Here is a 24588-nt window from a genome sequence, read left to right on the forward strand (position 1 = left end):
GCTCGGGCACCGCGGTATCGCCGCCGCTCGCCTGCGCCGCGCGGATGCCGCGCATGCAGACGATCACCCGCTCATAGGCCTCCATCGCCGCATAGGGCAGGGTGCCGGTCCAGCGGACATTGGTGCGCGCGGCAGTGGCCGGATCGCTGTCCTTGATCGTCTCGTAATGCTTGTAGAGCGCGATCACGAATGCGTAGCGCGAGCGCGGGATCGGCTTGAGGAAAGCGAACTGCTCGCGGAACCAGCCATGGTTGGGATCCTCCTCGATCTTCGAGAAGCCCTCGGAATCGCCGCGCCAGCTGTCGGGGAGCGTGGCGGAGGTCGCGATATAGTCGGCATAGCGACGCAGGAAGGTGGGGCCCCCCTCCGGGATCGCCTGGATCGCGGCGCGGTCGATCACGGCGTGCGCGGTATGCCCCCAGGCATGGGCGACGGCGGGGGCGAGCAGCAGGGCGGCGGCCAGGGCGAAGCGGCGCATCGCGGTTCCTTTCAGGGGTCGAGGGGATCGCGAGGGTCGACGCGCTCGGACGCGCGCGACGGGCGGAACACGAGTTCGGTCGGCGAGACGCGGCGGACGATTGTGCCGGGCTGGTAGCCGAGCTCTGCAGCGTTGCGCTCGGTGAACTTCGCGCTTTCGATATAGCCGCTCTGCAGCGGGTTGCAGACGATCACCGTCTCCATCTGCATCGGCGCGCCCATGGCGGCGAGCAGCCGGCTGGCGTTGCGCAGATTGGTGGTGGTGTGGCGGGCATAGGGTTCGCTGACGATCGCGTCGGCGGGGATGCCGTAGCGCTCGATCAACGCCGTGCGCATCTCGTCGGCCTCGGTGAACGGCGTCGCGCGCGGATGCGCCCGGCCGCCGGTGACGAGGATGAAGGCGATATCGCCCTGCGCGAAGCGGCGCGCGGCGAGGCGGAGATGATATTTGCCGAACGGGCTGAGCGGTTCGCCCTCGATCTCCGGACCGACCCCGGTGACGATCATCGCGCTGTAGCGATAGCGCTTCCAGTCGAGCGTTTTGGCGCGGGCCATCGGCGCCGCATTGGCGCCGGCGGTCAGCGGTTCATGGCCGATCGCGTCCGTGCGGTCGCTCGTGTCGAGCAGCGCGAGGGCATAGTCGATGCTCGGATCCAGCCGCTGTGCCGATCCATCGGGCGGCGTCTCGGCAAGCCAGTCGGCCGCCTGGAGCCGGGCGGCAAGATCCTTGGGTGCGATCTGGCCGGGACCGTCGATCAGCGTCGCCGGGGTGGCACCCAGCGCGTAGACGCGGACGATCCCGTTGATGCCGGCGATCTCGCGGTCGAGTTGCGCAGCGCGCCCATCCTCGGCGGCGGGGAGGCGAGCCTCCGCCGCCACCGCGCTACGCAGCGCGGCAGCTTCGGGCTCGCTCCACAGCAGTGCCTGCGCGCGGCAGGCGAGATCCTGCCCGCAGGCAGCGCGCCGCTCACGCCGCGCACGCAAAACGCTCTCCATCCCCGGCGCGTGTGCGATCCGGTCGAGCACCGCCGGGTCGTGCCCGGCGGCGTCGAGCGTGGGAAACAGCCGCGCGGAGAGCGCTGCCATCATCGCATCGTCCGCCGCTTCCGCCGGGGCAGCGCATACGATCAACGCGATCGCCGCGGCGGAGAACAGCGCCCGCATCACCAGCTGCGGCTGACGATGAAGCGGAAGTTCCGGCCGAACAGCGGACGGCCGTAGATCGCCTCGGACGTGCCCTGGCCGGCGAACTGGTCCGTGCGGGTATTGCCCTCGGTCAGGCCATGCGCGTTGAACAGATTGTCGCCGACCACCTGGAAGTGCCACGCGCCCCAATCGAGCGAGGCGCCGCCGCCGATCGTCTGGTAGCCCGGCATCGCGGTGCGGTTGAACAGGTCGACATAGCGCTTGCCGACCCATTCGTAGCGGCCGAATATCGAGACCTTCTGCTCGCCCAGTTCGAAGTCGAAGCTCGGGCGCAGATTGCCGAAGAACTTGGCTTCGCGGATGATCTGCTTGCCGTTGACGGCGCTGGGGTCGGCGCCGGACGTGTTCTGCAGATTGGCATATTCCGGGTTCTGCCAGGTGACCGAGCCATCGAGCGCAAACCAGCGGATCGGCGACACGCGGCCATCGACTTCGACGCCCTTCACCGAGGCCTCGCCGATGAACGGCAGCGTCTGGTCGTTGCGGCCGGTCAGCGGGTTGAACGCCGCGAACGAGGCGTTGAACGGGTTGAACTTGGTGTAGAAGCCGGTGGCGTAGAGATAGTTGGGGCCGAAGCTCGCCTTGAGGCCGACTTCATATTGGCGCGCCTTGGTCTTGATGATCGTGGCGTTGATGCCGGTCACCACACCGAGCTGCGGCGGCACTTCGAGGTTCGAGATGCGGCCATAGGCGCCGAAATGACCGTTGAGATCGTAATTGACGCCGACGGTCCAGTTGGTCGCCTTGGGCTTGAGCCGCTGGTCGAGCACCTGGCCGGTGAAGGCGCGGGTGGTGTCGTCGGCAAGCGTGGTGCCATCGCCCAGATTCACCTGCGTCGTCGGCAGCGCGATGCCCTTGTAATCGTAGAACTCGGTGCGAATGCCGCCATCGACGCGCAGACCGCGGGTGACCTCCCAGGTGTCGTTGGCGTAGAAGGCGATCATCTGCGCGTCGCCCTCGCCCTGGTTGAGCGTGGTGGTGTAACGCAGCACGCCGTTCTGGGTAACCGAGCCCAGCACCTGCCCGGTCGCCGAATAGGCGAGCAGGTCGAGCGTGCGGGGCTGGCTGCGCAGCTCGATCAGCATGTCCTGATAGGCCTGGAGCAGCGTGTTGCCGTAGAAGGCGCTGTACAGGCCTACGCGCACGTCGTGGCTGCCGAAGCCGGTCTCGAACTTGCGGGTGACGCTGAGGTCGCCCTGGACCGAGTAGAAGTCCGATTCCGATGCGCGATACTGGCCGGACAGGACCAGGCCCGAGGCGGTCGACGGATCGTAGATCGACGCCCCATTGGTGCCCGCGAAGGCATAGCCTAGCCGCGCGACATTGGGGCCGAAGGCGGTACGCGCGGCGCTCAGATAGCCCGCGGCGAAGGTCGTCGCATCGGCCGGGTTGGTGGTCGAGTAGAAGGCGTCGAAGCTCGACTCGCCCTTGGTCCCGCCGATCTTGGCCGAGACCTGCCAGCCATTGAAGTCCGCGTCATAGTCGATCGCCGCGTTGAAGAAGCGCATGTGGCGGCCGTTGGACAGGTCGCGGTTCATGCTCTGCAGCGCGCCCGAACCGTCGCGATACTTGATGTTGACGTTGCGCAGCGACGGCGAGTTCAGCGTGCCCTCGAAATAGTCGATATATTTGTTGAGCGAGACCGAGGGATTGCGCGGATCGTTGGTCGGGATCGGCAGGTAGAAGACATTGTGGTCGTTGACATATTCGGCCGAGACCTTGAGCGTGCCGTTGCTCAGCTGGCGCTTGATGTTGGCGCGGATCTGGCCGCCCTTGTCGCTCGGGAAGCCGCCATAGCGATAGCCGTCATGCTGGCGAATGAAGCCGCCGATTGCATAGGTGGTGTTGTCGCTGAGCGGCCCCGACTGCATCGCGTCGAGCCGGTAGAGGCCGGTATCGCCCAGCGTCACCTGCGCCTTGCCGCGCGCCTGCTGGGTGCCCGAGACGGTGATGTTGTTGGCGATCGCCGCCGCGCTGCTCGCATAGATCGGCGCCGGACCGCCGCGGACGATCTCGACCCGCTCGGTCATCAGGTCGTAGCGGTTCATGCCTTCGCCGGAGTTGAAGAAGACGCCGTCGATCTCGTGGTAAAGCGGCAGACCATCCTGCTGGAAGATCAGATAGCCGCGATCGGTAGGGATGCCGCGGATGCGGGTGATATTCTGCACCTCGCCGCCGGTCGCCTCGACCTGGATGCCGGGGACGGTGCCGAGCAGATCGGCGAAGCTCTTCGGCGCGATCTTCTGGACGTCGGCCTGGCTCAGCGAGTTGATCGCATAGGATACGTCGAAGCGGCGCTGCGCGCGCGCCGAGCCGGTGACGATGATGTCGCCGCCGCTGTCCGCCTCGGCCTGGGCCGGATCGGCGGCGGGCGTTTCGCTGGTCTGGGCGAAGGCGGGCGGTGCGGCGAGGCTCAGCGCGAGCACGGCGCAGCCGGCGGCGAAATGGTGCTTCTTCATCGGATCGTTCCCCCGAGTTGTTCTCAACTTGCACGCGCCGATGCGCGGGGTCGATGACAGATTTATTTATTCCTGGGAAAATTAATCGACGATCGTTATCCTCTTACCTATCATGAGATATCCGCCGGTCTCGCTGCTCGACGAGGAGAAGCGCCTGCTCTGGCAGCTGCGCACCCATGGTCCCCAGTCGCGCTCGGCGCTGGCCGAGGTGCTGCAGATCAGCAACGCTGCGATCTCGAAGCTGACCAAGGGGCTGATCGGGCAGGCGCTGGTCGAGGAACTGCCCGCCGCGCCGCTTGCCGGTCGCGGACGGCCGACGGTGCCGCTGCGCATCTCCCCCGTCGGCGGCTATGCGGTGGGGCTGGCGCTCTATGCAGGCATATTGGAGATCGCCGTGGTCGATTATGCCGGCGGCACCATCGCACTTACATCGGAGAAGATCGCGCCGCTCGATCCGCAGGGGTTCGCGCGCCATGTCGACCGCCGGATTCACGATCTTGCGCTCGAGCATCGCCTGCTCGGCCGCCGGCTCTATGGCATCGGCTTCGCCGCGCCCGGCCCGGCGCTGTCGCGCGACGGCAATCGCTGGCACATCGTCCGCAACCTGCCCGGCTGGAAGGACGCGCCGCTGCGCGACCTGTTCGAGGAGACGCTGCGGCTGCCGGTGTGGATCGAGAATGACGCGACCGCGGCGGCGCTCGCCGAATATTATCTGGGCGGGCTCATCCAGCGCTGCACCACGGCGATCGTGCTCCTGCTCGGCCACGGCGTCGGGGCGGGGATCGTCCATGAAGGGCGGCTGATGCGCGGCGAGTCGGGCGGGGCAGGGGAGATCGGCATGTTCTACCCCGGCGACCGGCCGCGCCCGACCACGCTCGACCTGATCGCGACGCTGCAGGCGGCGGGCTGCCCGGTGCAGTCGCTCGCGGATTTCGAGGAGGCGATCCCCGGCTATGAAGCGGTCGTCGAGGGCTGGCAGGAGCGCGCCGCCGACCAGCTGCTGCAGACGATCAACTCGGCGCTGGCCTGGCTCGATCCCGGGGCGATCCGGCTGATGAGCCCGCTGCCCGCGCCGATCATGCACGGCCTGGCCGAGCGGCTGAATCGCCGCGCGATCACCTGGGGCGATCACGTCGCGACCAGCGATCGCGGCCGCTACCCGATCGAGATCTCGAAGCTCGGCGGCGCGGGATCGGCGCTGGGTGCGGCGCTGTTGCCGATCCACGCCTCGATCGCGCGCGCCTGAGGACCGCAGCAACGAATTAGATGACAAATCCGACGCAGCGCCTATCCTCGGCCGTCCAAGAGGAGAGGGATTGCGATGATCACGCGGCGCGGACTGATGGCTTCGTCTCTTGCGACCTGGGCGGTGTCCGCCGTGCCCGCCTGCTCGGCACCGGCCGGTCGGCTCAAGCAGTCGGTGAGCCGCTGGTGCTATCAGGACATTCCGCTCGACAAGCTGTGCGCCGCCGCCGCGAAGATGGGCCTGCAGGGCATCGATCTGCTCGAACCCGCCGACTATGAGACGCCGCGCCGCCACGGCCTGCGCTGCACCATGGGCTATGCCGCCCCGGGCATGACGATCGCACACGGCCTCAACCGGCGCGAGCATCACGCTGCCTTCGAGCAGGCATTCCGCACCGGCATTCCGCAGGCGGCCAAGGCTGGCGTGCCGAACGTCATCGCCTTTTCCGGCAACCGCCAGGGCATGTCCGACGCCGAGGGCGCGGAGAACACCATCGCCGGGCTCAAGCGGCTCGCCCCGATCGCCGAGGATCATGACGTGACCATCTGCGTCGAGCTGCTCAACAGCAAGCGCGACCATCACGATTATATGGCCGATCACACCGCCTGGGGGGTGCAGGTCGCCAAGGAAGTGGCCTCGCCGCGGGTGAAGCTGCTCTACGACATCTACCATATGCAGATCATGGAGGGCGACCTGATCGCCACGATCCGCGAGAGCCTGCCTTGGATCGGCCATTTCCACACCGGCGGCGTGCCCGGCCGCCACAATCTCGACGACACGCAGGAGGTCGACTGGCATGCGGTGGCGAAGAGCGTCGCCGATCTCGGCTTCCAGGGCTATTTCGCGCACGAATTCATGCCCACGGGCGACCCGCTGACCGCACTCGCCCAGGCGGTACGCACCTGTACCGTCTGAGCCCAGCCGACTAGCGGGGCGGGGCGGTCGCTGCGACCTGCGGCTTCGCGCCGAGTACGCGGTCGAGCCAATCCCCCACCAGCGCCACCAGCCGGAGCGATCCCGCATTGGGGCCCAGTCTCGCGACCTCCTCCTCGCCGCCCGTGACTGCCCCTTCCTGGAACCAGTGGCTCAGCCCGCCGAGCACCTCCACCGACGCCTGCGGATTCGCGGCAAGCGCCTTCCGCGCTTCGGCCGCTTCGATCGACGCCACCACCAGCGGGTCCTTTTCGGCGAAGACGGCGAGTACCGGCATCTGCAGCGTCTTGAGATCGGACGCGGAGCGGAGCTTGTCCGCCCGCCAGACTTCCTCGGTATCGATCCTCGCTAGCGCGCCTTCGGCCAGCGGCCGGGGAAAGCCCGCCGCCTCGAACCGTGCGATCACCTCTGCGCGGCGCTGCGCGATCGTGGCCGCATCCTTGCGATCGACCCGCGCCTGGAGCAGCGCCATGGCGGCGTCCGCCGCAGGCTCGGCGACCGCCTGGGGCCGACCGGCGGCGCGCATCTGACCGAGCATTGCCTGGCGGAGATAGGGCAAGCCGTCGCCGACCGAGCCCGCAAGCGTGACGACCGCGGCAATCGTCGGGTCGGCAGCGGCGACGGCAGGCGCGATCACGCCGCCCTGGCTATGGCCGATCAGCGCGATGCGGCGGCCGTCGATCGCCGGATTGCGTCGCATCATCGCCACCGCGGCCTTGGCGTCGGCCGTCAGCCTTTCGACATCCTCCTGGAAGATGCCGGTCGACTGGCCGATGCCGCGCTTGTCATATTCCAGCGCCGCGATTCCGTGTGCCGTCAGGCGGCGGATGATTTCCGTGTACCCGCCGCGGCCATTGGGCCCATGCCCCTGAAGCAGGATCGCAAGCGGGTAGGGCGCATGGCCGGTTCCGACGGGCAGGTGGAGCGTGCCTGCCAGCGTCACGCCGGGCTCGGAGGCGATGCGCACGTCGGTCGCCACCTCGGAGGGGCGGAAGGCCACGAAGGCACGCGCGATGTCCGTTCTGCTCGCGGCGCCGCGCAGGAAGGCGACCGGCCCGAGCTCGACGGCCGCACCCGCGTCCCCCAACGGCACCGACAGGTTTTGGGACTTCGCCGCGAATGCCGTCGGCGCCGTGCCAGCCACTACAAGGGGCTGCCAGTGCGGGGTCAAGCGGAGCTCGGCGGTGCCGAACCGGGCATAGCTGGGCGCGCCGCCCTGCAGTCCCACCGTCAAGCGAACCGGGCGCGCCGCACGCGCCCAAAACACCGCCGTCACCTGCTCTCCCGCGGCAATTGCATCGGGGATCGGCATGGTGGCGCCGCTCGACCAGGCCGCCGTCGGGCGCGGGTCGGCCTGTACGACAACGACGGCTTGCCCGGGCACGGCGCTGTCGCGCTGGTGGCGGTAGGACGCCCCCCAGATCGCCCACTCGCTGGTGCCGAGCGTCTGGTCCTGCATCTGCGCGCGTGCCGGACATGCTGCGAGCAGGACCATGGCGGCAATCGTCCAGGCTCGTGCTCGCGCATTCGGCAAGGCTGCCTTCACAAGGTTCATGCATCTCTCCCAGATTTCGGGGGTCAGTACCCCTCTTACAAAATATGGAGCGCCGGGGTCCAAGGCTCGGCTCTTCGTAGAAACCTTATCATCCCAAGCTGAGGAGTAGGGCCGCACTGTTCGAAGTTTTCAACCTTTACGTGCGTGCCCGTAGAATGTCTTGGTCATAAAAGGCGCCAACTGCGACGGACAGCGAAATGCCGAAGCGTGCCAGTTGCCGGATACGCACCCGGAGACTGACATCTCCCAATATCATTTAGGCTGCCGCCAACGCCGCAGCGGTTTCCCGAATTCAACGCCGGAAGGGCTGGCCGCCTATCTCGACGACCAGCCCTGACCGGAGCGGAGGCGCCGTCTTACGCCGTCGCGCCGCCATCGATGTTGAGCGTCGTGCCGGTGATGTAGCTGGCATCCGGTCCGGCGAGGAACGCGACCGCACCCGCGATCTCCTCGACCTTGCCATAGCGCCCGAGCGGGATGGCGCTCAGGACCTGCCCGGCAAAGTCGCTGTCGGCCGGGTTCATGTCGGTGTCGATCGGCCCCGGCTGGATGGTGTTGACCAGAATATTGCGCGGCGCGAGGTCCTTCGCCCAGCCGCGTGCCAGCGCCGCGACCGCTGCCTTGGTCGCGCTGTAGACGGTGGTCGCAGGGAAGGCCATTTCGCCCGAGATACTGCCGATCAGGATGATCCGTCCGCCGTCGCGAAGGTGTGGCAGCGCCGCGCGTGTGCCGACATGCAGGCCTTTCACGTTGACGCCGAACTGGCGATCATAGGTTTCGTCGGTGTCTTCCGCGACGGTCGAGAACTCCGCCACGCCCGCATTGTGGACGAGGATGTCGATCCCGCCAAGAGCGGCGGCGGCCTGGTCGACGCCTGCGCGCTGCGAGTCCGGATCGGCTGCATTGGCCTGGAAGGCGAAGGCGGTGCCGCCGGCGCTTTCGATCGCCGTCACGGTGGCGTCCGCTGCCGCCTTGTTGCCGGCATAGGTGATCGCAACCGCCGCGCCGTCGGCTGCCAGTCGCTTGGCGATCGCAGCGCCGATCCCGCGCGAACCACCGGTGACGAGTGCCGTTTTGCCCTGAAGTGACATGTGGATGCTTCCTAAGATGTGCCCGCGATCACGGCGTCGTGCGCTGTCGGCAAGCGGGATATGGCGCGCCGGCTCAAAGGTTCAATATTCCCGAACTATTAAATTGTACAGGACGCCCTATATCGGTTCCATGGCCCGCTTCACCCATCCAAGGCTGGAAGACGTTCCGCTCGACCTGGCGCTGCACGCGCTGGCCGACCCCAATCGGCTGGAGATGGTCGCGCGGCTGGCAGCCGCCGAACGGTTGCGCTGTTCGGATGCCGCGCCCTGCGAAGCCATCCCCAAGAGCACCTTGTCCAATCACCTCAAGCTGCTCCGCGCAGCGGGGCTGATCGAGACCACGCAGGCCGGCCGCGAGATGATCAATACCCTGCGGCGATCGGAATTCGATCGCCGCTTCCCGGGCCTGCTCGACGCGGTGCTCGCCAGCCGGCCTGTCTGATCAGCCGCCGATCGCATCGAGCCTGGCGACGGCGTCCTGCGGCAAAGTCAGCGATGCTGCGGCCAGGTTCTCGTGGAGATGCGCCAGCGACGAGGTTCCGGGAATGAGCAGGATGTTGGGTGATCGCTGGAGCAGCCAGGCAAGCGCGACCTGCATCGGCGTCGCGTCGAGCGCAGCTGCGACGTCGGACAGTGCCGCCGATTGCAACGGGCTGAAGCCGCCGAGCGGAAAGAAGGGGACATAGGCGACCCCTTCCGCCGCCAGCGCATCGACAAAGGCGTCGTCGTCGCGGTGGGCGAGGTTGTACTGGTTCTGGACGCAGACGATGTCTGCGATTTCCCGTGCTTCCTCGAATTGCGTGCGCGTCACGTTGCTGAGCCCGATATGGCGCACCAGCCCTTGCCGCTGCAGGTCTGCCACTGCCTTGAGCGGGGCGGCCAGTGATCCTTCCGCCGGGCCGTGGACGTCGAACATCAGGCGGAGATTGACGACATCGAGCGCTTCCAGCCCGAGGTTTTCGAGATTGTTGTCGATGGCGCGCGCCAGTTCGTCCGGGGCGAACGCCGGCAGCCAGGACGCATCGTCTCCCCGGCGCGCGCCGATCTTGGTGACGATCAGCAGGTCCTGCGGATAGGGGGACAATGCCTCGCGGATCAGCCGGTTAGTGACGTGGGGGCCGTAGAAATCGCTGGTGTCGAGGTGGTTCACCCCCGCCTCGAGCGCCGCACGAAGCACGGCCAAAGCCTGGTCGTGGTCGCGCGGCGGCCCGAATACGCCGGGCCCGGCGAGTTGCATCGCGCCGTAGCCGAGCCGCTTCACATCGCGCCCGGCGAACGAATAGGTACCTGCCTGGTCGATCATCCGAATTCTCCTTTGCTGCGCTGGAGATACGGCTTGCGACGGATCGCGATAAGTTGGAGGGATTTGCACGGGCTGTACGGATAACCGAACAATGAAGGCCGATCTTGCCGATCTCAACGCATTTTTGGCAGTCGCGCAGGCGCGCGGCTTTCGCGAAGCGGCGCGTGCCATCGGATCGAGCGCATCGACGCTGAGCGAGGCGGTGCGGCGACTGGAGGCGCGACTGGGCGTGCGGCTGCTCCATCGCAGTACCCGCAGCGTGACGCCTACCGAGGCAGGAACCCGGCTGATCGAGCGGCTTGCCCCGGCGTTGGGCGAGGTCGAGGCCGCGCTCGACGTCCTCAACCTGTTCCGCGACCGACCGGCCGGCACGCTGCGGCTGAACGTGCCGGTCAGCGCGGCACGGCTCGTGTTGCCGCCCATCCTGCCGGGCTTCCTTGCCGCCTATCCCGATATCCGCGTCGAGATCGTCGCCGAGGACGGTTTCGTCGACCTGGTGGCGTCGGGATGCGACGCGGGAATCCGCTATGACGAGCGGCTGGAGCAGGACATGATCGCGGTGCCGATCGGCCCGCGCGTGCAGCGCTTCGCAACCGCTGCGGCACCGTCCTATCTCGACGCGCGCGGCCGACCGACCCACCCGCGCGACCTGCTCGACCATGCCTGCCTTTGCGGCCGCTTCACCAGCGGTGCGCTGACCAGTCCCTGGGAGTTCGAGCGCGGCACCGAGATCGTGCGGATCGAGCCGCGAGGGCAGCTTATTGCCAGCGTCGCCGGTGCAGTGGATCTGCTGGTTGATGTGGCGGCCGCGGGCGGGGGTATCCTTCACCTGTTCGAGGACTGGCTGCGCCCGGCACTGGAAAACGGCTCGCTGGAACCCGTGCTGCCGGATTGGTGGCAATCCTTTTCGGGCCCCTTTCTATATTACTCCGGTCGTCGCCTCGTGCCGCCGCCGCTTCGCGCCCTTCTTGACTTTATTCGTCGCTAGCCAACTGCCCAGCACCGCTGTTGAAGAGATGTTGCCGCCAGTTAGAAAAGGCACATTCTGCCGCAAGATAGAAATGGCACACCGCCGTCGGCAGCGGGGGCTGCGTGGAGCCCTCCTCATAGCGCAGCGCTGCCTCCGCTGATGCCCCGCACTCCCGGCTCCTGACCCCGGGCCCGCTGCGCACGCAGCGGGCCCGGTCACACCGCCTCGAACGCCGATCCTCGTGCTATCGAGTAGGGCGTCAACGGCGGCTTCGGCCGAGAAAGCGGACAGGCAGCTCTCGCCCCTTTTGCTGCCATGGCGATGCCGTGCAACGTTGGGTGGATGAGTCACCTTAACGATGGCACGCCGATGGGGCGGCTGTATCTCAAGGCATTGCGCGTCAAGCACCGTCAATCGTCCGGATTGTGGGTGCCGATGATGTGGCATCTAGCTTTGCGAGGACACACAGATGCTATGATTGACCTGGCAGACTGGTTCGCAGAGGGAGATAGCCTGCAAGCTTTCGGCTCTCCGCAGGATCGGTTTAGTGCCGCCGGACTTTATCTCCGAGCATACCGTCACGGCGATGCACGTGCGGCACGAAACGCCGCAATCTCCAGTTTCAACCGGAATGATCTGGTTGGATACCGCACTTGGCTCAGGCGGGCAGCGAAGGCTGGCGATGAGAAGTCGGGCAGAGAGCTAAAATACTTCGAGACGCGCTTGTGGCACTCGGCCGCTAGGGAAGTGCACCGACATAGATCAGAGCAGAGACGAGACGATTGGTAGTGTTCGTACGCTTCCCACCATTTCCGCCATGGCGGCTCTCGCCCCTGTTGAGGACGTTCCCGAATGGGAGCAGTATCGCTGAGATGAGCAGTGCTTATCCCGCTAAGCGTATCCCGCAGTATATGATCCTCATTGGCGGCGGGTTCGTGCTGCTTGCCCTTGTGATGGCTGTCGAACATTTCGTCTTCGGTGTTCCGCTCTACAACAGAAACACTGGCCAGCCGCTCTCTGACATAGCTATCGTTATCTTCCTGGCCGCCGGTGGGGCAATTGGGACCCTGCTTGCGTTGATTGGGCGCGCGGCCCTCAGGGCCGCCTCGGCACAGCCACATGAGAACGCTGACGCGAACGGCAGCTAACCACCACTCTCGGCCGTTCAGTCGGGCGATCGTGCCGAAAGCCGTTGTTCGGTGCTCGCCCCAGGCAAACGTCCGCTTCTAGCTCGAACCCTCCCGGCGACGACCGAGATTGGGTGGATTGCGGACATCGGTAGTGAAATCTTGAGTCCTCGGCGCCGGCGCGCCGCTGCCTTGTCATTCGCAAGCCGTCGGAAAGTAGCCGCGGAACATCGCCTCGTCATCCAGGTGCCGGTTCCGCTCAACTCCCGGTAAACGGTCGACACGTGGCGGCCAAGCTCCGTGGCAGCCTCACGAACACTTCTGCCGGATTGCCGAAGCTGATAGAGACGTCGCCGTTCGTCCAGATTCAGACGCCGATAATGGCGCATGCTGCGAAACCCTCAAGCGGCTGAACACCGCAGATTGCCCAGGTTTTCGCACTTCCATTTGGAATCCGCCCCACCATAGACCTGTTGCCGCCAATTAGAAAAGGCACATTCAGCCGCAAGATAGAAATGGCACAAACGCCGTTGGCAGCGGGGGCTGCGTGGAGCCCTCCTCATAGCGCAGCGCTGCCCCCGCTGATGCCCCACACTCCCGGCTCCTGACCCCGGACCCGCTGCGCACGCAGCGGGCTCGGTCACGCCGCCTCAGGCGCTGATCCTCGTGCTATCGGGTAGGGCTTCGATGGCAGCTTCGGCAGAGAGAGCGGACCGGCAGCTCGCGCCGCAATAGCGGACACTCAGTCTAGCGCCGCCCGAGTACCGAGAAAGGAAATGTATCGCTCATCTTCTGAGGCGAACAGGTCCGGTCCTGCCCCCATATAGGCCCGCATGAGTTCGTCCGCGGCGCGGTCGTGCTCGCCAGCGTCGAGTAGAACCTGGCCCAAGCGAAGATGAAGAAACGGATTCCCAATGGCGTTCGGGCACGCCATTGCAAACTCAAGTGCCTCACGCGCAGACGTTTTGAAGCCCCCTAGAAATGCAGCGTCGGCGACTGCAGCCAAAATCCATGTGGATGCGTTCCACTGGCTCTTTGGTTCCGGCAAAATCTCCCATGCTCGATTATACTCGGCAATTGCTTCCTCGAATTTGCCAGAGGCGGCAAGCACGTCGCCGTCAGCACACAAATGGGTGATCGCGTCATGCACGGTGGAGGGCAGTTCGATGGCTTTCATGACACCTGAGGATAGCGGTTAGCGAGTCGATGGCAACGTCGGCTAACCACCCAATCTCGGACGCTCCCGGCGAGGTTCGGGCTGGGAGGGGCAGTTAGCCTGCGACCAGAGGCGAGTGACGGCTTTTGGCTCGACCGCTAGGCCGAATGACCGAGAGTGGGTGGAAACCGGTCATGCGGACGCAAAGTCAGCGCGGGGGAGCACTTCCGTCGCTCGCCTGAGGGATCTCGGGCGGAGACGCAGTAGCTTGTGATCCCAGGAAAATCTTGACCGAGTACGGTGATAACGAAGGTTCTTTGCGGATGGCCTTTTTGGACTGAGCTTCTTCGGGCTTTCCGACCATCGACACGCCGCATTCTGTGGGCGAGGTGCAAGCCCACTGATCGCCACCATTAGATACCAGAAGCGCAGAGACTACGCCGTTCTTGGGTAGCGTCCCCGCCATTGGCATGTACGCTGGTCCCGAAAAAGAAACCGGCGTCCGCATCGCATGTACGTTTCCCACAAGCGTAAGTACTAGGCTACCGCCTTCGGACAGCTTGCGGACGTTCAGCCCCATAACCTTCTCGTACTCACCAGCGCTTTCGATGTCGGTCACAGGTTGAAAGGCAAAGACGCCGGCGATACGGCCAGCTTTGTAGAGAACCCTCAATTTGTCGAAAAGCTGGAACTGGGCGGTACTTGAGCGACCATCTTTGAAGCCGTTCAGCCAAATCTGGCTTTTAAGGAATTCCCGTTTCGCCTGAGGCCCACCGTTCGAGCGAATGTAGGCGTCGATCGCGGCTTGCTCCGAGACTGGTTGCTCCAGGGCTACCAAAACCCGTCTGCGTTCAGAGGCGCTGCAGACAATTTCACTGAAAGCCTCGGGCTGCTCATTTGTACCATGATCCTCGCCGACGATGACCCATCTCGTCGACTTGTCCGCCCACAAAACATCAGCATCAGGAAACGGAGTGCAAATTGCAGAAGCCGCAGCCAGCAAACCGATCATCCTTGTCGCTCCCATTTTTCGATGCGCGCCGGCATGGTCTAATAAGCTTAAGCGCGGCCGCCTAGGTGGCTAGGCTGAACGGCGACTATTGGGGCGCTTGCGGACGGGCAGCTTTTTCATCCGAAGCGGACCGGCGGCTCCTGGCACGGGCGCGGCGCTGAGCGGCGGGAAATGGGTGGGAAGCGGACGTCCCGTTCTCGCGTGCGGTCTCGTCAGCCGCCCTTAGCGACGTGAGGTAGATTTGCGGGAGCGGGTCGGTCTGCAGGCGGACGCTCGCAGTGGGCCGCTGAGAGATCTTTCTCCCAGCTCTCGTACTGTTCGGAACTCTCCGGCGGCGAGGAGCGGCAGATCTCCGGCTCTCGGCTGTGACAGCCTGAGGCCGAAATGAGCACTGACCCTATGAGCGCAGCGGATACCCTTTTCATCCAAGCAGTGTCACATGCGTCACGGTGTAGCGGCAAGTGGTGGTTAGCGGACACCGGGCTGCCGCTCACGATTGACGGCAAGTGGTCCGCAGAGGGTGGAGGATTACTGCGCCATCCCGCATTGCTCGTAGGGGATTGCCTTTTATTTCCGCGTCAGGCGTCGGCGGATAGGCGATAAGGTCGCCAGATGAGATTGCTCTTAATTTGACCGACCGACCAATCAAATACTTCCAAGGCGGCTGATCAAGCTCGGGCGTCGTGTAATCCCGTGAACATTTTGTAGTACGAATCGTGATAGTTGATCCACCAGAAGGGTATGGGCCCGAATAGCTGAGGCCAGGCTCCACCCGAGCGTCACGCCCCTCAACAACGACGCTAAAGCCATCTTCGGTAGCGTTGAGGATCTCTAGGCGGAGGTAGGCATCACAACCAGCAGTTGATGCACAGAGGCAAAGCCCAAGCAGCGTCCGATTTGCAAGCCTCATGCTGCTCTTGTGGCGGCCAATGTGAATGACCGCAACTGGGGCGCGAGCTGCCGGTCCGCTTTCTCTGCCGAAGCTGCCATCGAAGCCCTACCCGATAACACGAGCATCAGCGGCTGAGGCGGCGTGACCGAGCCCGCTGCATGCGCAGCGGGTCCGGGGACAGGAGCCGGGAGTGTGGGGCACCAGCAGGGGCAGCGCTGCGCTAGGAGGATGGCTCCACGCAGCCCCTGCTGCTACAGCCGTTTTCGCACTTCAAATGGAAAGCTCACCGGCTATCTGCGTCGCCACCGCACCGGATCGGGGAACGTCTGCCACGAGACGATCTACCAGTACGTCTATAGTGAGGACGGCAAGCGCCAACGGCTGTGGAAGCTGCTCCCGATGGCCAGAAAGAAGCGCCGATCGCGCTATGGGCGCAAGCCGCGCGCCGCTCGCATCCCCGAGGCGAACACCATTGCCCAGCGTCCACCGGAGATCGCCGAGCGGAGCAGCTTCGGTCACTGGGAAGGCGATCTGATCGCCTTCCGCGCGGTTCATGGAAAAGCAAACCTCACCACGCTCGTCGAGCGGCGCAGCCGCTTCACGATCCTGTGCCCTAACCCGAGCAAGCACTCGACCGAGGTGATCACCGGCATCGAGCGACGTCTTCGCTCCCTTCCCCCTCCCCTCCGACGCTCCATCACGTTCGATCGCGGCACCGAGTTCGCGAGATATCCCAGGCTCGCCAGCGCGCTGAACATCGTGTCCTACTTCTGCAAGCCGCCAGCACCCTGGCAGAAGGGCAGCGTCGAGAACACCAACGGTCGCATCCGGCGGTTTCTGCCCTTCGACACCGACATCGCCGCGATATCTGACCGGCAGTTGCAAGGGATGGTCGATCGGCTGAACAACACGCCGCGCAAGTGCCTCGGCTATCGAACCCCGCAGGAGGGCTTGAGCCAGCAGCTGGACGCTCACTTGCTATCGGTTCCGGTGGATCCATGACCGGAAGGCGACGAAAAGCGGACAGGCAGCTTCCGCCCCAATTGCAGACATTGCCAAGGTGGTCCAAACTCCGGCGATGGGCCTAATATTCGCACTGTCTCTGCTCGCGCTGCTTCCGGGCGGCTATACGGCTGCATTCTTGCAGGACCATGAAATCAGCTATGGAGCCGCAGTGACCTTCTCCGAGGGCGAATGCTGGTTCTGGACAGGGGATGCTGGTCTCACCGCGGTCGAATTCCAGAGCGACCTCGCAAGCCGATTTGATCGGCGAGGCACGATTATCATTTCCCACATCCCAAGCACTCCAACTCGATGCGTCGAGACTGCTCGTCGTTCGGCGGCTCGTGCCGGGTTCAAGCGCATAAAGACCGAGGTGCGGGTTGATGCCGGTCCAATCGGACCATCCGTGAACGGCAGCTAACCACCCATTTTCAGCCGTTCGGCGCCGCGCCCGTACCAGAAGCCGCCGTTCCGCTTCGGAGGAAAAAGCTGCCGGTCCGCTCCCGCCCCACTTGCGGACGCTCGCGCCCTTTGTGATGTTTCCGCTGACGATAGGCCTGCAGGAGATGGCTCACATGCCTGAGCACAACGCGAACGAAGAAGTAGGCGATAGTCCGGACCGCCACCCCTTCGGCCGATATGCCTTTGGCCTCGCAGCTGCATGCCTCGTACCGACCTATTTCATTTATCTCTATTTTTCGAAAAGTTCATATTCAGATTACGCGATCATGTTCTCGATACTTTCTTTGATGACCATGATCTTGATAGTCATATCTGATCGCTTGGTACTTACGCTTACAGCGTGGGTTCTCATTGCCGGTTTCACCGCGATAAACTGGTATCTTACCTTGCGATTCATGCACCCGCGCGAGTTCCAACCCATTTTCATGATGCCATTTCTGATGCCAGAAATGGTATTCTATAGGACGCTGTTAAATAAGCTTACAGCATTACAGCAAATAACTTAGGCGGTGCCAAGCATAGCGAAATGCGACGTGGCAGGGAGCTCTGGACAGGTTCGGTCTTGGTAAGGTTTCGGGAAAGGGCACGCTGTCACCCTCTCAACCTCTTTTCAGACTTTCACGATGTCCGCTTCCCACCATGTTCAGCCAGGGCAGCTACCGCCTCAATCTCGGTCATCTCTAAAGGTGGACGGTTCGGAAGCTGCCGACCCCCCCCAAGCCCGCCCGATGCAGCGATTAGGTTTTAGCGGCGGAACTGAATAGGTCCAGCCGCTTGCACTGGGCACTTGAGGGCAATGAAAAGTTCGCGGGAGTCTGTGCGCTTAGGTTCCAGCCTCCCCATGTCCCGCTGCAGGGCGGTGCACTGGCTGAGAGTGTAACTGCTGGGCCGGGTCACGGATGCTCCAAGGCAGATCACCCCGACCATGAACGCAACACCGGAAACCCAGCCGAGCGCGGGCGGAACCGCGCTGTGCCGATGCGCATGGTCGATTTTTTGGCTCAGCGCTCCTTGACGCTCCTCGTCCGGTTCCCCGCATATTTCAACTTCAGTCCAATAGTCGATCATACCTTCCATGGGGTTATGAACGGCCTCTTGGATGGTCTGGATCAGTGTTGCTGAAAGCATTGCAAACACAATGCCGATTGAGAAGCAGGCGCCGGCGTAAATTGGGCTTTCGAGTTTGTCTCCCGCGCTCAAAGTCGCCACCGCGCCACCAGAGTTGATTGCGAGAAGTGAAGCATTCAGCCAAGCCGAAGATGACAGCATTTGACCGTCCATTGCGGCGGCGCCCGCAACGGCTCGCTCCCTCCTGTGGCGAGCAAACTTCTTCCGTGCTTCTGATTGCGCGGCTGGTGCCATCGCCTGCAGCGCTCGTTCAGGTCCTGAAAGCTGCCGGTCAGCTCCTGGGTCTCGGTCCATGTATCCTAGCTCTCTCTCCCCGCAGCATACGGAAGAGACAGGTCGTGTCCAGCTCCGGGAATAGTCCTGTCCAGCTGGTCCCTTACTTTGCCGCTCGTATCCGCTCTATTCACGAATGGCGTGTTGACCGACGCTACAAAGCGCACATTTCCGAGCACTGCGGGTGACCGGGCGGTTAGCTCAGTTGGTAGAGCATCTCGTTTACACCAAGATAGCCAATGCTTCGAAGAGACTGCAAAAGCGCGGGCGGTCCGCTCCAAGCGGGAAAGCTGCCAGTCTGCTTACGCCCCAGAAGCAGACATTGCACTTTATAGAGGAAGGAGGCAGGCTACCGGCATGGGGTGGATAGCTAAGCCCGGCTCGGCCGAGGACAAACTCAAGCGCTGGTTTACGAGCAAAAATCAACTGCGTGTGGCCCTTTGGTTGTCCGGATTTTTCTGCGCCCTTGCCGCATCATACATGTTCGACCATCTCAAACCGGCATGGCAGGCTCTCATATTGGTGCCGCTAATATTCGGACTTAGTGCGATCTTGGCTTCGGAAATTTTAAGACGAACCGAAAAGCCGACGCGCTTGGCATGGGCGATCTCGTTATTCCTTGCCCTCCCAACGCCGCTAGTGGTGGCGGCGAATAGCGGCATCGTTGATTCAATCATCAGCGCATTTTGATGAATTCCGTGGCTAATGACCTGCTCCCCGTTTTCAGGCCGCGGATAACTTAGCTCGGGTGTCCTTATGCCCTTTGCGGGGGCGGCTCGTAAACTCGGCGGGTGCCAATCCGCCGAGGCTGCTGTGCGGACGCACGGTGTTGTAGTCCGTCCGCCATGCCTCGATGATCCGTCTTGCTGCTGCCAGCGATGGGAACAGGTGCTCGTTCAGGCACTCGTCGCGCAAGCGACCATTAAAGCTTTCGACGAAGCCGTTCTGCTGCGGCTTGCCCGGCGCGATGTAATGCCACTCGACCCCAGTATCCTGGCACCAGGCCAGGACGGCGTGACTGGTCAGTTCGGTACCGTTGTCGCTGATCACCATGCACGGCAGCCCGCGACGTTCGGCGATGGCGCTCAGTTCACGAACGACCCGCCGGCCCGACAGCGACGTGTCGACGATACAGGCCAGGCATTCCCGGCTGTAATCGTCGATGACATTCAGCATACGGAACCGCCGGCCGCAGGCCAACGCGTCCGACACGAAGTCGAGCGACCAGCGCTGGTTGGGTTCTTGCGGAATCGCCATCGGTGTCCGCGTGCCAAGCGCCCGCTTGCGGCCGCCACGCTTGCGCACCGTCAGCCGCTCCTCGCGATACAGCCGCTACACCTTCTTCAGGTTCATGCCCTTGCCTTCACGTCGCAGCAGGATCGCCAGCCGTCGGTAGCCGAACCGACGACGCTCGTTCGCGATCTCGCGCATCCGCTCGCGGACAGCATCGTCCTTCCCGCGAAGCGGCTCATATTGCCACGCCGACCGATTGACCCCGATCAGCCTGCAGGCGCGACGCTCGGAGAAACCGTGATCGGCCATCAGCTTCTCCACCGCAGCATAGCGCTCCACAGGCCGCGTCAGTTTTTTCCCAGCAGATCCTTCAGCGCCGACACGTCGAGCATCGACTCCGCCAGCAGCTTCTTCAGCCGGCGGTTCTCGTCCTCCAGCGCTCGCAACCGGGCAGCGTCCGAAACCGTCAGGCCGCCATATTTCGACTTCCAGGTGTAAAAGGTCGCATCGCTGATCCCGTGCTTCCGGCACAGGTCGGCGGTCTTCACGCCAGCCTCATGCTCCCGCAGCACCCCAATGATCTGATCCTCGGTAAATCGGCTTCGCCGCATCACTCGTCTCCAACTGACGAGCTAACTTACCAATGGCATGATTTCTGGGGAGCAGGTCAAACCTTGTCAGCCACCTGTTCATGCGCACGCTTCGGGTAAGGTGACGGCAAACTTGTGGCGGGTCCGCCGAAGAGCCGCACCGCCGAGAGCAAACCCACCAATAATCATAGCCCAAGACGAGGTCTCGGGAACTCCTGACACAGTTGCAGAGAAGGTGAGGCCACTAGCCCTATTGATATATACAGCGCCGTGATCAGTTAATAGAGGCTGGTCGGCTGGAAACTCGAATGAAACGGGCGTGCTCGCTAGATTTGAAATGCCATCATAGCCATTCAGGCCCGAAAACGCTATGAAGTAGCCGCTTGAGAGCGTGCCAAAGCCGGAATCCTGGAAGCCGCCGTCGCCGTAAAAATACGCCGGACCAGCCGATGAGTAGGGAATCCCGTCGACGACGAATCTTAACGACATCAGATCGCGATAGGGGGCACCGATACTGCTCCATCCGCTTTTCGGATCACCAATCCCGGTAAAAACAGCATCAAAATCAAAGCTTTTGCCATTTAGGCTTCCGCCGAAGCTGCCACCAAGCTGATAGGTGATGGTAGCAGCTGGTGCTGAGGCGGAAATGCCGGAGCCAGCAAGAGCTGCCGCAAGGATGATGCGCTTCATATACCCCCCCAATTTTTTTTGAATAGAATGTGTACGAAGACTTATCAATAAGGCAGTAGATGCCAATCCTTCCTTGAATTTGAAACCAATGAACTGAGGTGCTGTTGTCTCAAGATGAGACGACAGCATGCGCGTAGTCGTTATGGTAGCGTCGGGTCTTGGGGCGGGAGCGGAACGGCGGCTTTCGGGCGGGGCACTGGGCGCGATGGCCGGGAGTGGTGGAAAGCTGCCGTTTAGTGTGCGTGAAAAGCGTCCATGATCTGCTGCTCAGATAGCTTCTGCTCGCGCGCCCATAGCACTAGGTATTCTGCGAGTTGCCAATCCACAGCTTCATCCGGGCTTATCAGAAGGCTGGTGAGACGTAAGCCGCTTTGCTGATCAGCGGGCGCGCTCTTGATAAGCGCCCACAGCTCACCGGCGAGTTCCTCACCATATTTGCCTTGCTCACCACGGTCGTAGATGCTCATGGCCCTCTGCTGAACCGCTTCACTCAGTCGCATATAGCGGTGAAGCGCGCGAACGACCTTCTGGCTCCTCGGTGCAAGAACCCCGTCGTCGATCTTCGCGACGACCATATCTGCGTTCGCACCGGTAGCATCCATGCTCGAATGATAGCTCAACGCCGAACGGCTGCAATTGGGGCGGGAGCAGACCGGCTGCTTTTCCATCCGAAGCGGAACAGCAGCTCCTGGGTCAGGCGCGGCGGTCAGCGGCTGAAAATGGGTGGGAAGCGGACGTTGCTTCACAGCCTTTTGGCTGTGTGGAGTGGCAAAGCGCATCTGGTGCACGCAGACGGCTGATGCCAGAGTTGCTTTGCGTAAAGCGGCGCCAGCATTTGATCCTGAGCATGCCTTTTGGCAGATCCATGATCTCGATAGATGAGCCAGGCACACGCTGGACACCTTAAGTTGAAAATCCATGCCGCCGGCATCGCTAAGCAAACGCCAGCGAGAGCGGTCGCAAATGATCCCATAAAACCCGCCAGCCCGATGATGGCCATTCCGCTGTAGCTGAGCCAGCGCGCCGCTACCTCGTATTGCCTTGCCCATCGAAGCTTTCGCTCGGCGGTTGCCGTCAAATCTCCCAAGGGGCTCTCGTGTATTGGTGGAGGTCCGAACAAACCATGGCGCCCCAATAGTTTAGAATGTCAACGTCCGCTCGTGAGCAGGAGCCACCATTACGGAAAATGGGTGGGAAGCTGCCGTCCGTTACGCTTTTCGAGTGCGCGCTTTTCTATCAGCCCACAGCTCAACAACGTTCAGGGCAAGGAGAGTAGCACAGAAGCAGACCATAAAACCGTTTTCTAGCGCTAGGCTGATGTGAATGAGTTTCCAATAAGATGCAGCAAATATTGCACCACAGATGAAACCCGCCCCGCCGATAACCTGCCGAAGTGCAGCCATCCCCTTCTTCTCCTCCTGACGTTGTATAGCAGCGAGATTGAGCGGTTGCGCGAAGGTCCGCAAGTGGGCGGGAGCTGCCTGTCCGCTTTCTTCACCGAAGCGACCGCCTGCGAAGCGCGACGTTCTCCAAGTGCCTTTTCGTTACGACGGGACCGGGCAATCGCACTGATCCAAATTGGGACGCATGCCTCCAGGTCGGTTGTTCCCTACGCGGAACAAGGTGCGCGTCCGAGTGTTCGCTCGCAGTTATGTGATGCAGATCAAGAGTAGTATTCCTGACTGCTGCGGCCGCAGCCCACCACCTACCTCAAGAACGCGAGCGAAAAATCAACCTACCGTCGTAGGGCTTAAGCCTGCAGATCCCATGAAAGAAGCACATAATGACAAACTCGATTCTCGTCCTTCTCGTAGAGGATGAACCGATGCTTCTAATTAATGCCCAGGATAGCTTGCAGGACGGGGGGTTTGAGGTTCTAGACGCAAGTAACGCAGAGGATGCTATCAGAATCCTCGAAGCTGATGCAGAAACCATCGCCGGGTTGATCACTGACGTGCGCCTTGGCTCCGGTTCAACAGGATGGGACGTTGCCCGTCGCGCGAGAGAGCTGAAACCTACGATGCCGGTCGTCTATATGACGGCGGAGAGCGCGGAAGACTGGGCGGCTCAAGGGGTTCCCAAAAGCATTCTGGTGCAAAAGCCGTTTGCTCCGGCACAGCTTCTGACTGCGATCTCCACGCTGATCAACGAGGCTAGCACCGGCCTTTGACGTTGCCTTCCGGCATTTTTTCGAGTTTCCAGAAACATGCTTGAGCTCCATGCGGTCGAGACTTGACACCTTTATTCTTAGGCTCAAGCTGATCGACCTTGTCTGGATCTGGGTGAACCGCTGCCGCGAATGACCGAAACTGGGCGAAAGCAGACCGGCAGCTTTCCCATCATCAGCGGACACTCTGCTCTTCCTCCGCGACGGTGTCCAGCTGACGCTTGACGCGGGGGAGCGATGGTCTTCCCCGCCGCTTTGGGGGCTCGGTCCCCAATCGGCCCTCACCCAGAGCCACGCGCGGCGTCGCGAAAACGCCCACCGAGCGTGAGTCTCGCGCCGGCGCGTTGTTGTTCCTTTGCTGATGATGAGGCGTCACAGCCTGGATTGCGGCCGCCATAGCCAGCGCTGCCCCGAGGCGCTTGTTCTCGACGATCTCGGCCTGGTTGACCCGCTGCATCTTGTCGTAGACCCGGTAGGGCAGGACCACTTCGCCGTGCCGCACCTCAATACGTCCATCGGGAAATTCGCATACGTGGACGCGCTTGCGGGCCAGCGTCCGCGCTAGCGGCGTCGGCTCCAGGATGAACATCGCCTTGTTGTAGTGGAGCGCCAGAGCGCCGGTGACGGAGCGCTCTACGCGCCAGACCATCTCGGCTTCCACGTTCTCGTGCGGCGCGAGCGGCCGATGCGCGTCCCGGGGATCTGCAGGTGGGCAGGCGAACTGAGCATTGTGGCGCAAGAGATAAGAGGGGAGGAAGGTGTTGGCCTCTTCGATCGAGGAGATGCCTTCAAGCCGCATCGCTTTGACGAGGCGGTTCTGGAGCGTGCTGTTGGCCCGCTCGACCCGCCCCTTGGCCTGGGGCGAGTTGGCGCAGATGATCTCTACGCCGAGCTTGTGGAGGGCGCGACCGAGGTGTGACATGCCGTCGCTGTCGGCGGTTGCGCGGTTGTTCCGGAAGGCACTGTGCTTGTCCGAATAGAAGGCAATCGGCTTGCCGTGCCGCTCTAGATAGGTGCGGGTTGCCTGCAGGTAGGAGAGGGCGCTCTCGCTCTCCGCCATCTCGAGGTGCATCAGCTCGCTGGTGGCGTCGTCGATATAGACCAGCAGGCTGCAGCGAGGGCCGCGGCCCTCGAACCAGTCATGGTCCGACCCGTCGACCTGGATGAGCTCGCCGCGGCGCTCACGCCGGTTTCGGGTCTGGTGAAGCCTGGCACGCTTGGCGGCCTTGGGTTTCCAAAGGCCGGCGTCGATCATCAGCTGCCGCAGCGTCTCGTGCGAGAGCGTGATGCCGTGGCGCTCGGCCAGATACTCAGCCGCCAGCGTCGGGCCGAAATCGGCATAGCGCTCGCGGACGATGCCAAGGATCTGCTCGCGGTAGATTTCGCTCAAGCGGCGGTTGCTCGGCCGACCGCGCTTCCGGGATATCAGGCCAGCGGCGCCGTCAGCGCGGAACCGGTCGAGCAGCCGATAGACCTGGCGCCGGCATAGCCTGAGCAGATCGCCGGCCTCGCGTGCGGTAATCTCGCCGCGCTCGACCCGCTCCAGCGTTTCGTACCGTGACAACTCGCTCCGGCTCATCGCGACCACCGTCATCAGCGTGCCCCCAATTGCTCGG

20 protein-coding genes and 2 pseudogenes are annotated in these 24588 nt (G+C 63.2%); 9 read left to right on the forward strand and 13 right to left on the reverse strand.

Features of this window, described 5'->3' with window-relative positions; genetic code table 11:
- Positions 1-489: 489 nt before the first annotated feature.
- Together ABIC35_RS21010 and ABIC35_RS21015 are read right to left on the reverse strand one after the other, a co-directional pair.
- The gene (locus ABIC35_RS21010) at positions 490-1641 is read right to left on the reverse strand and encodes a YdcF family protein (protein WP_121079998.1); all 1152 of its coding nucleotides are present in this window, start codon (positions 1639-1641) and stop codon (positions 490-492) included.
- Entirely contained in the window at positions 1641-4142 is a 2502-nt protein-coding gene (locus ABIC35_RS21015) for a TonB-dependent receptor (RefSeq protein ID WP_121080000.1), read from the reverse strand. The genes ABIC35_RS21010 and ABIC35_RS21015 overlap by 1 nt, the downstream gene beginning before the upstream one ends.
- A gap of 112 nt (positions 4143-4254) precedes the next feature.
- On the opposite strand from ABIC35_RS21015, the gene ABIC35_RS21020 reads away from it, so the two are divergent.
- On the forward strand, positions 4255-5388 hold the full coding sequence (locus tag ABIC35_RS21020) for an ROK family transcriptional regulator (RefSeq protein ID WP_121080002.1): 1134 nt from the start codon (positions 4255-4257) through the stop codon (positions 5386-5388).
- Positions 5389-5484: 96 nt separating this feature from the next.
- Positions 5485-6303 carry a hydroxypyruvate isomerase family protein gene (locus ABIC35_RS21025; RefSeq protein ID WP_220667411.1) on the forward strand — a complete coding sequence of 273 codons (819 nt, stop codon included), beginning with the start codon at positions 5485-5487 and terminating at the stop codon, positions 6301-6303.
- Positions 6304-6313: 10 nt separating this feature from the next.
- Here the strand turns inward: ABIC35_RS21025 and ABIC35_RS21030 are convergent, their stop codons facing one another.
- Both ABIC35_RS21030 and ABIC35_RS21035 read right to left on the reverse strand, forming a co-directional pair.
- Positions 6314-7876 carry an alpha/beta hydrolase gene (locus ABIC35_RS21030; protein WP_121080006.1) on the reverse strand — a complete coding sequence of 521 codons (1563 nt, stop codon included), beginning with the start codon at positions 7874-7876 and terminating at the stop codon, positions 6314-6316.
- A gap of 356 nt (positions 7877-8232) precedes the next feature.
- Positions 8233-8967 carry a 3-oxoacyl-ACP reductase family protein gene (locus tag ABIC35_RS21035; RefSeq protein WP_121080008.1) on the reverse strand — a complete coding sequence of 245 codons (735 nt, stop codon included), beginning with the start codon at positions 8965-8967 and terminating at the stop codon, positions 8233-8235.
- A 130-nt stretch (positions 8968-9097) separates the two neighbouring features.
- Between ABIC35_RS21035 and ABIC35_RS21040 the strand changes: the two genes are divergently transcribed.
- On the forward strand, positions 9098-9409 hold the full coding sequence (locus ABIC35_RS21040; RefSeq protein ID WP_121080010.1) for an ArsR/SmtB family transcription factor: 312 nt from the start codon (positions 9098-9100) through the stop codon (positions 9407-9409).
- On the opposite strand, the gene ABIC35_RS21045 is transcribed toward ABIC35_RS21040, so the two are convergent.
- A complete protein-coding gene (locus tag ABIC35_RS21045; RefSeq protein ID WP_183049527.1) occupies positions 9410-10270 on the reverse strand; it encodes an aldo/keto reductase family oxidoreductase in 861 nt (286 codons plus the stop codon).
- Between the two features lie 91 nt (positions 10271-10361).
- Here ABIC35_RS21045 and ABIC35_RS21050 point away from each other — a divergent pair, with 91 nt between their 5' ends.
- Together ABIC35_RS21050 and ABIC35_RS21055 are read left to right on the forward strand one after the other, a co-directional pair.
- Positions 10362-11258 carry a LysR family transcriptional regulator gene (locus ABIC35_RS21050; RefSeq protein WP_121080012.1) on the forward strand — a complete coding sequence of 299 codons (897 nt, stop codon included), beginning with the start codon at positions 10362-10364 and terminating at the stop codon, positions 11256-11258.
- An 854-nt stretch (positions 11259-12112) separates the two neighbouring features.
- Positions 12113-12388, forward strand: a complete 276-nt coding sequence (locus ABIC35_RS21055; protein ID WP_147425993.1) for a hypothetical protein — start codon at positions 12113-12115, stop codon at positions 12386-12388.
- Between the two features lie 17 nt (positions 12389-12405).
- Here the strand turns inward: ABIC35_RS21055 and ABIC35_RS21060 are convergent, their stop codons facing one another.
- The 3 genes from ABIC35_RS21060 to ABIC35_RS21070 all read right to left on the reverse strand — a co-directional run bounded on the left by ABIC35_RS21060 (position 12406) and on the right by ABIC35_RS21070 (position 14535).
- Positions 12406-12756, reverse strand: coding sequence for a helix-turn-helix domain-containing protein (locus ABIC35_RS21060; RefSeq protein WP_121080016.1), 351 nt, complete (start codon positions 12754-12756; stop codon positions 12406-12408).
- Between the two features lie 353 nt (positions 12757-13109).
- Positions 13110-13544: a tetratricopeptide repeat protein gene (locus tag ABIC35_RS21065; protein WP_121080018.1), complete on the reverse strand. Its 435-nt coding sequence runs from the start codon at positions 13542-13544 to the stop codon at positions 13110-13112.
- Between the two features lie 187 nt (positions 13545-13731).
- Positions 13732-14535: a hypothetical protein gene (locus ABIC35_RS21070; RefSeq protein WP_147425995.1), complete on the reverse strand. Its 804-nt coding sequence runs from the start codon at positions 14533-14535 to the stop codon at positions 13732-13734.
- A 1171-nt stretch (positions 14536-15706) separates the two neighbouring features.
- Here ABIC35_RS21070 and ABIC35_RS21075 point away from each other — a divergent pair.
- A pseudogene (locus tag ABIC35_RS21075) lies at positions 15707-16429 on the forward strand (IS30 family transposase); the annotation flags it as partial.
- A 575-nt stretch (positions 16430-17004) separates the two neighbouring features.
- Complete coding sequence (locus ABIC35_RS21080) at positions 17005-17397, forward strand: hypothetical protein (protein WP_147425997.1); 393 nt, start codon at positions 17005-17007, stop codon at positions 17395-17397.
- Positions 17398-17635: 238 nt separating this feature from the next.
- On the opposite strand, the gene ABIC35_RS21085 is transcribed toward ABIC35_RS21080, so the two are convergent.
- Complete coding sequence (locus ABIC35_RS21085) at positions 17636-18313, reverse strand: hypothetical protein (protein WP_354278592.1); 678 nt, start codon at positions 18311-18313, stop codon at positions 17636-17638.
- A gap of 336 nt (positions 18314-18649) precedes the next feature.
- Here ABIC35_RS21085 and ABIC35_RS21090 point away from each other — a divergent pair, with 336 nt between their 5' ends.
- On the forward strand, positions 18650-18982 hold the full coding sequence (locus ABIC35_RS21090; RefSeq protein ID WP_121080026.1) for a hypothetical protein: 333 nt from the start codon (positions 18650-18652) through the stop codon (positions 18980-18982).
- 33 nt (positions 18983-19015) lie between these two features.
- On the opposite strand, the pseudogene ABIC35_RS21095 reads toward ABIC35_RS21090, so the two are convergent.
- From ABIC35_RS21095 to ABIC35_RS21105, 3 genes and pseudogenes are all read right to left on the reverse strand, one after another.
- Positions 19016-20136, reverse strand: a pseudogene (locus ABIC35_RS21095) (IS3 family transposase).
- Positions 20137-20214: 78 nt separating this feature from the next.
- On the reverse strand, positions 20215-20805 hold the full coding sequence (locus tag ABIC35_RS21100) for a hypothetical protein (RefSeq protein ID WP_183049528.1): 591 nt from the start codon (positions 20803-20805) through the stop codon (positions 20215-20217).
- A 233-nt stretch (positions 20806-21038) separates the two neighbouring features.
- Positions 21039-21593 carry a hypothetical protein gene (locus ABIC35_RS21105; protein ID WP_220667412.1) on the reverse strand — a complete coding sequence of 185 codons (555 nt, stop codon included), beginning with the start codon at positions 21591-21593 and terminating at the stop codon, positions 21039-21041.
- Positions 21594-22588: 995 nt separating this feature from the next.
- Here ABIC35_RS21105 and ABIC35_RS21110 point away from each other — a divergent pair.
- Positions 22589-22975 carry a response regulator gene (locus tag ABIC35_RS21110; protein WP_121080030.1) on the forward strand — a complete coding sequence of 129 codons (387 nt, stop codon included), beginning with the start codon at positions 22589-22591 and terminating at the stop codon, positions 22973-22975.
- A 172-nt stretch (positions 22976-23147) separates the two neighbouring features.
- Here the strand turns inward: ABIC35_RS21110 and ABIC35_RS21115 are convergent, their stop codons facing one another.
- Positions 23148-24566, reverse strand: coding sequence for an ISNCY family transposase (locus tag ABIC35_RS21115; RefSeq protein WP_121080032.1), 1419 nt, complete (start codon positions 24564-24566; stop codon positions 23148-23150).
- Positions 24567-24588: the final 22 nt, after the last annotated feature.

Origin of the sequence: Sphingomonas trueperi (assembly GCF_040545965.1) — a bacterium.
GTDB lineage: Bacteria > Pseudomonadota > Alphaproteobacteria > Sphingomonadales > Sphingomonadaceae > Sphingomonas > Sphingomonas trueperi_C.

What these genes read in the sequence shown, in the direction of transcription:
- ABIC35_RS21010 (WP_121079998.1), bottom strand. Translation starts at nt 1,641, where the DNA reads ATGCGGGCGCTGTTCTCCGCCGCGGCGATCGCGTTGATCGTATGCGCT.
- ABIC35_RS21015 (WP_121080000.1), bottom strand. Translation starts at nt 4,142, where the DNA reads ATGAAGAAGCACCATTTCGCCGCCGGCTGCGCCGTGCTCGCGCTGAGC.
- ABIC35_RS21020 (WP_121080002.1), top strand. Translation starts at nt 4,255, where the DNA reads ATGAGATATCCGCCGGTCTCGCTGCTCGACGAGGAGAAGCGCCTGCTC.
- ABIC35_RS21025 (WP_220667411.1), top strand. Translation starts at nt 5,485, where the DNA reads ATGGCTTCGTCTCTTGCGACCTGGGCGGTGTCCGCCGTGCCCGCCTGC.
- ABIC35_RS21030 (WP_121080006.1), bottom strand. Translation starts at nt 7,876, where the DNA reads ATGAACCTTGTGAAGGCAGCCTTGCCGAATGCGCGAGCACGAGCCTGG.
- ABIC35_RS21035 (WP_121080008.1), bottom strand. Translation starts at nt 8,967, where the DNA reads ATGTCACTTCAGGGCAAAACGGCACTCGTCACCGGTGGTTCGCGCGGG.
- ABIC35_RS21040 (WP_121080010.1), top strand. Translation starts at nt 9,098, where the DNA reads ATGGCCCGCTTCACCCATCCAAGGCTGGAAGACGTTCCGCTCGACCTG.
- ABIC35_RS21045 (WP_183049527.1), bottom strand. Translation starts at nt 10,270, where the DNA reads ATGATCGACCAGGCAGGTACCTATTCGTTCGCCGGGCGCGATGTGAAG.
- ABIC35_RS21050 (WP_121080012.1), top strand. Translation starts at nt 10,362, where the DNA reads ATGAAGGCCGATCTTGCCGATCTCAACGCATTTTTGGCAGTCGCGCAG.
- ABIC35_RS21055 (WP_147425993.1), top strand. Translation starts at nt 12,113, where the DNA reads ATGAGCAGTGCTTATCCCGCTAAGCGTATCCCGCAGTATATGATCCTC.
- ABIC35_RS21060 (WP_121080016.1), bottom strand. Translation starts at nt 12,756, where the DNA reads ATGCGCCATTATCGGCGTCTGAATCTGGACGAACGGCGACGTCTCTAT.
- ABIC35_RS21065 (WP_121080018.1), bottom strand. Translation starts at nt 13,544, where the DNA reads ATGAAAGCCATCGAACTGCCCTCCACCGTGCATGACGCGATCACCCAT.
- ABIC35_RS21070 (WP_147425995.1), bottom strand. Translation starts at nt 14,535, where the DNA reads ATGATCGGTTTGCTGGCTGCGGCTTCTGCAATTTGCACTCCGTTTCCT.
- ABIC35_RS21080 (WP_147425997.1), top strand. Translation starts at nt 17,005, where the DNA reads ATGCCTGAGCACAACGCGAACGAAGAAGTAGGCGATAGTCCGGACCGC.
- ABIC35_RS21085 (WP_354278592.1), bottom strand. Translation starts at nt 18,313, where the DNA reads ATGGACCGAGACCCAGGAGCTGACCGGCAGCTTTCAGGACCTGAACGA.
- ABIC35_RS21090 (WP_121080026.1), top strand. Translation starts at nt 18,650, where the DNA reads ATGGGGTGGATAGCTAAGCCCGGCTCGGCCGAGGACAAACTCAAGCGC.
- ABIC35_RS21100 (WP_183049528.1), bottom strand. Translation starts at nt 20,805, where the DNA reads ATGAAGCGCATCATCCTTGCGGCAGCTCTTGCTGGCTCCGGCATTTCC.
- ABIC35_RS21110 (WP_121080030.1), top strand. Translation starts at nt 22,589, where the DNA reads ATGACAAACTCGATTCTCGTCCTTCTCGTAGAGGATGAACCGATGCTT.
- ABIC35_RS21115 (WP_121080032.1), bottom strand. Translation starts at nt 24,566, where the DNA reads ATGACGGTGGTCGCGATGAGCCGGAGCGAGTTGTCACGGTACGAAACG.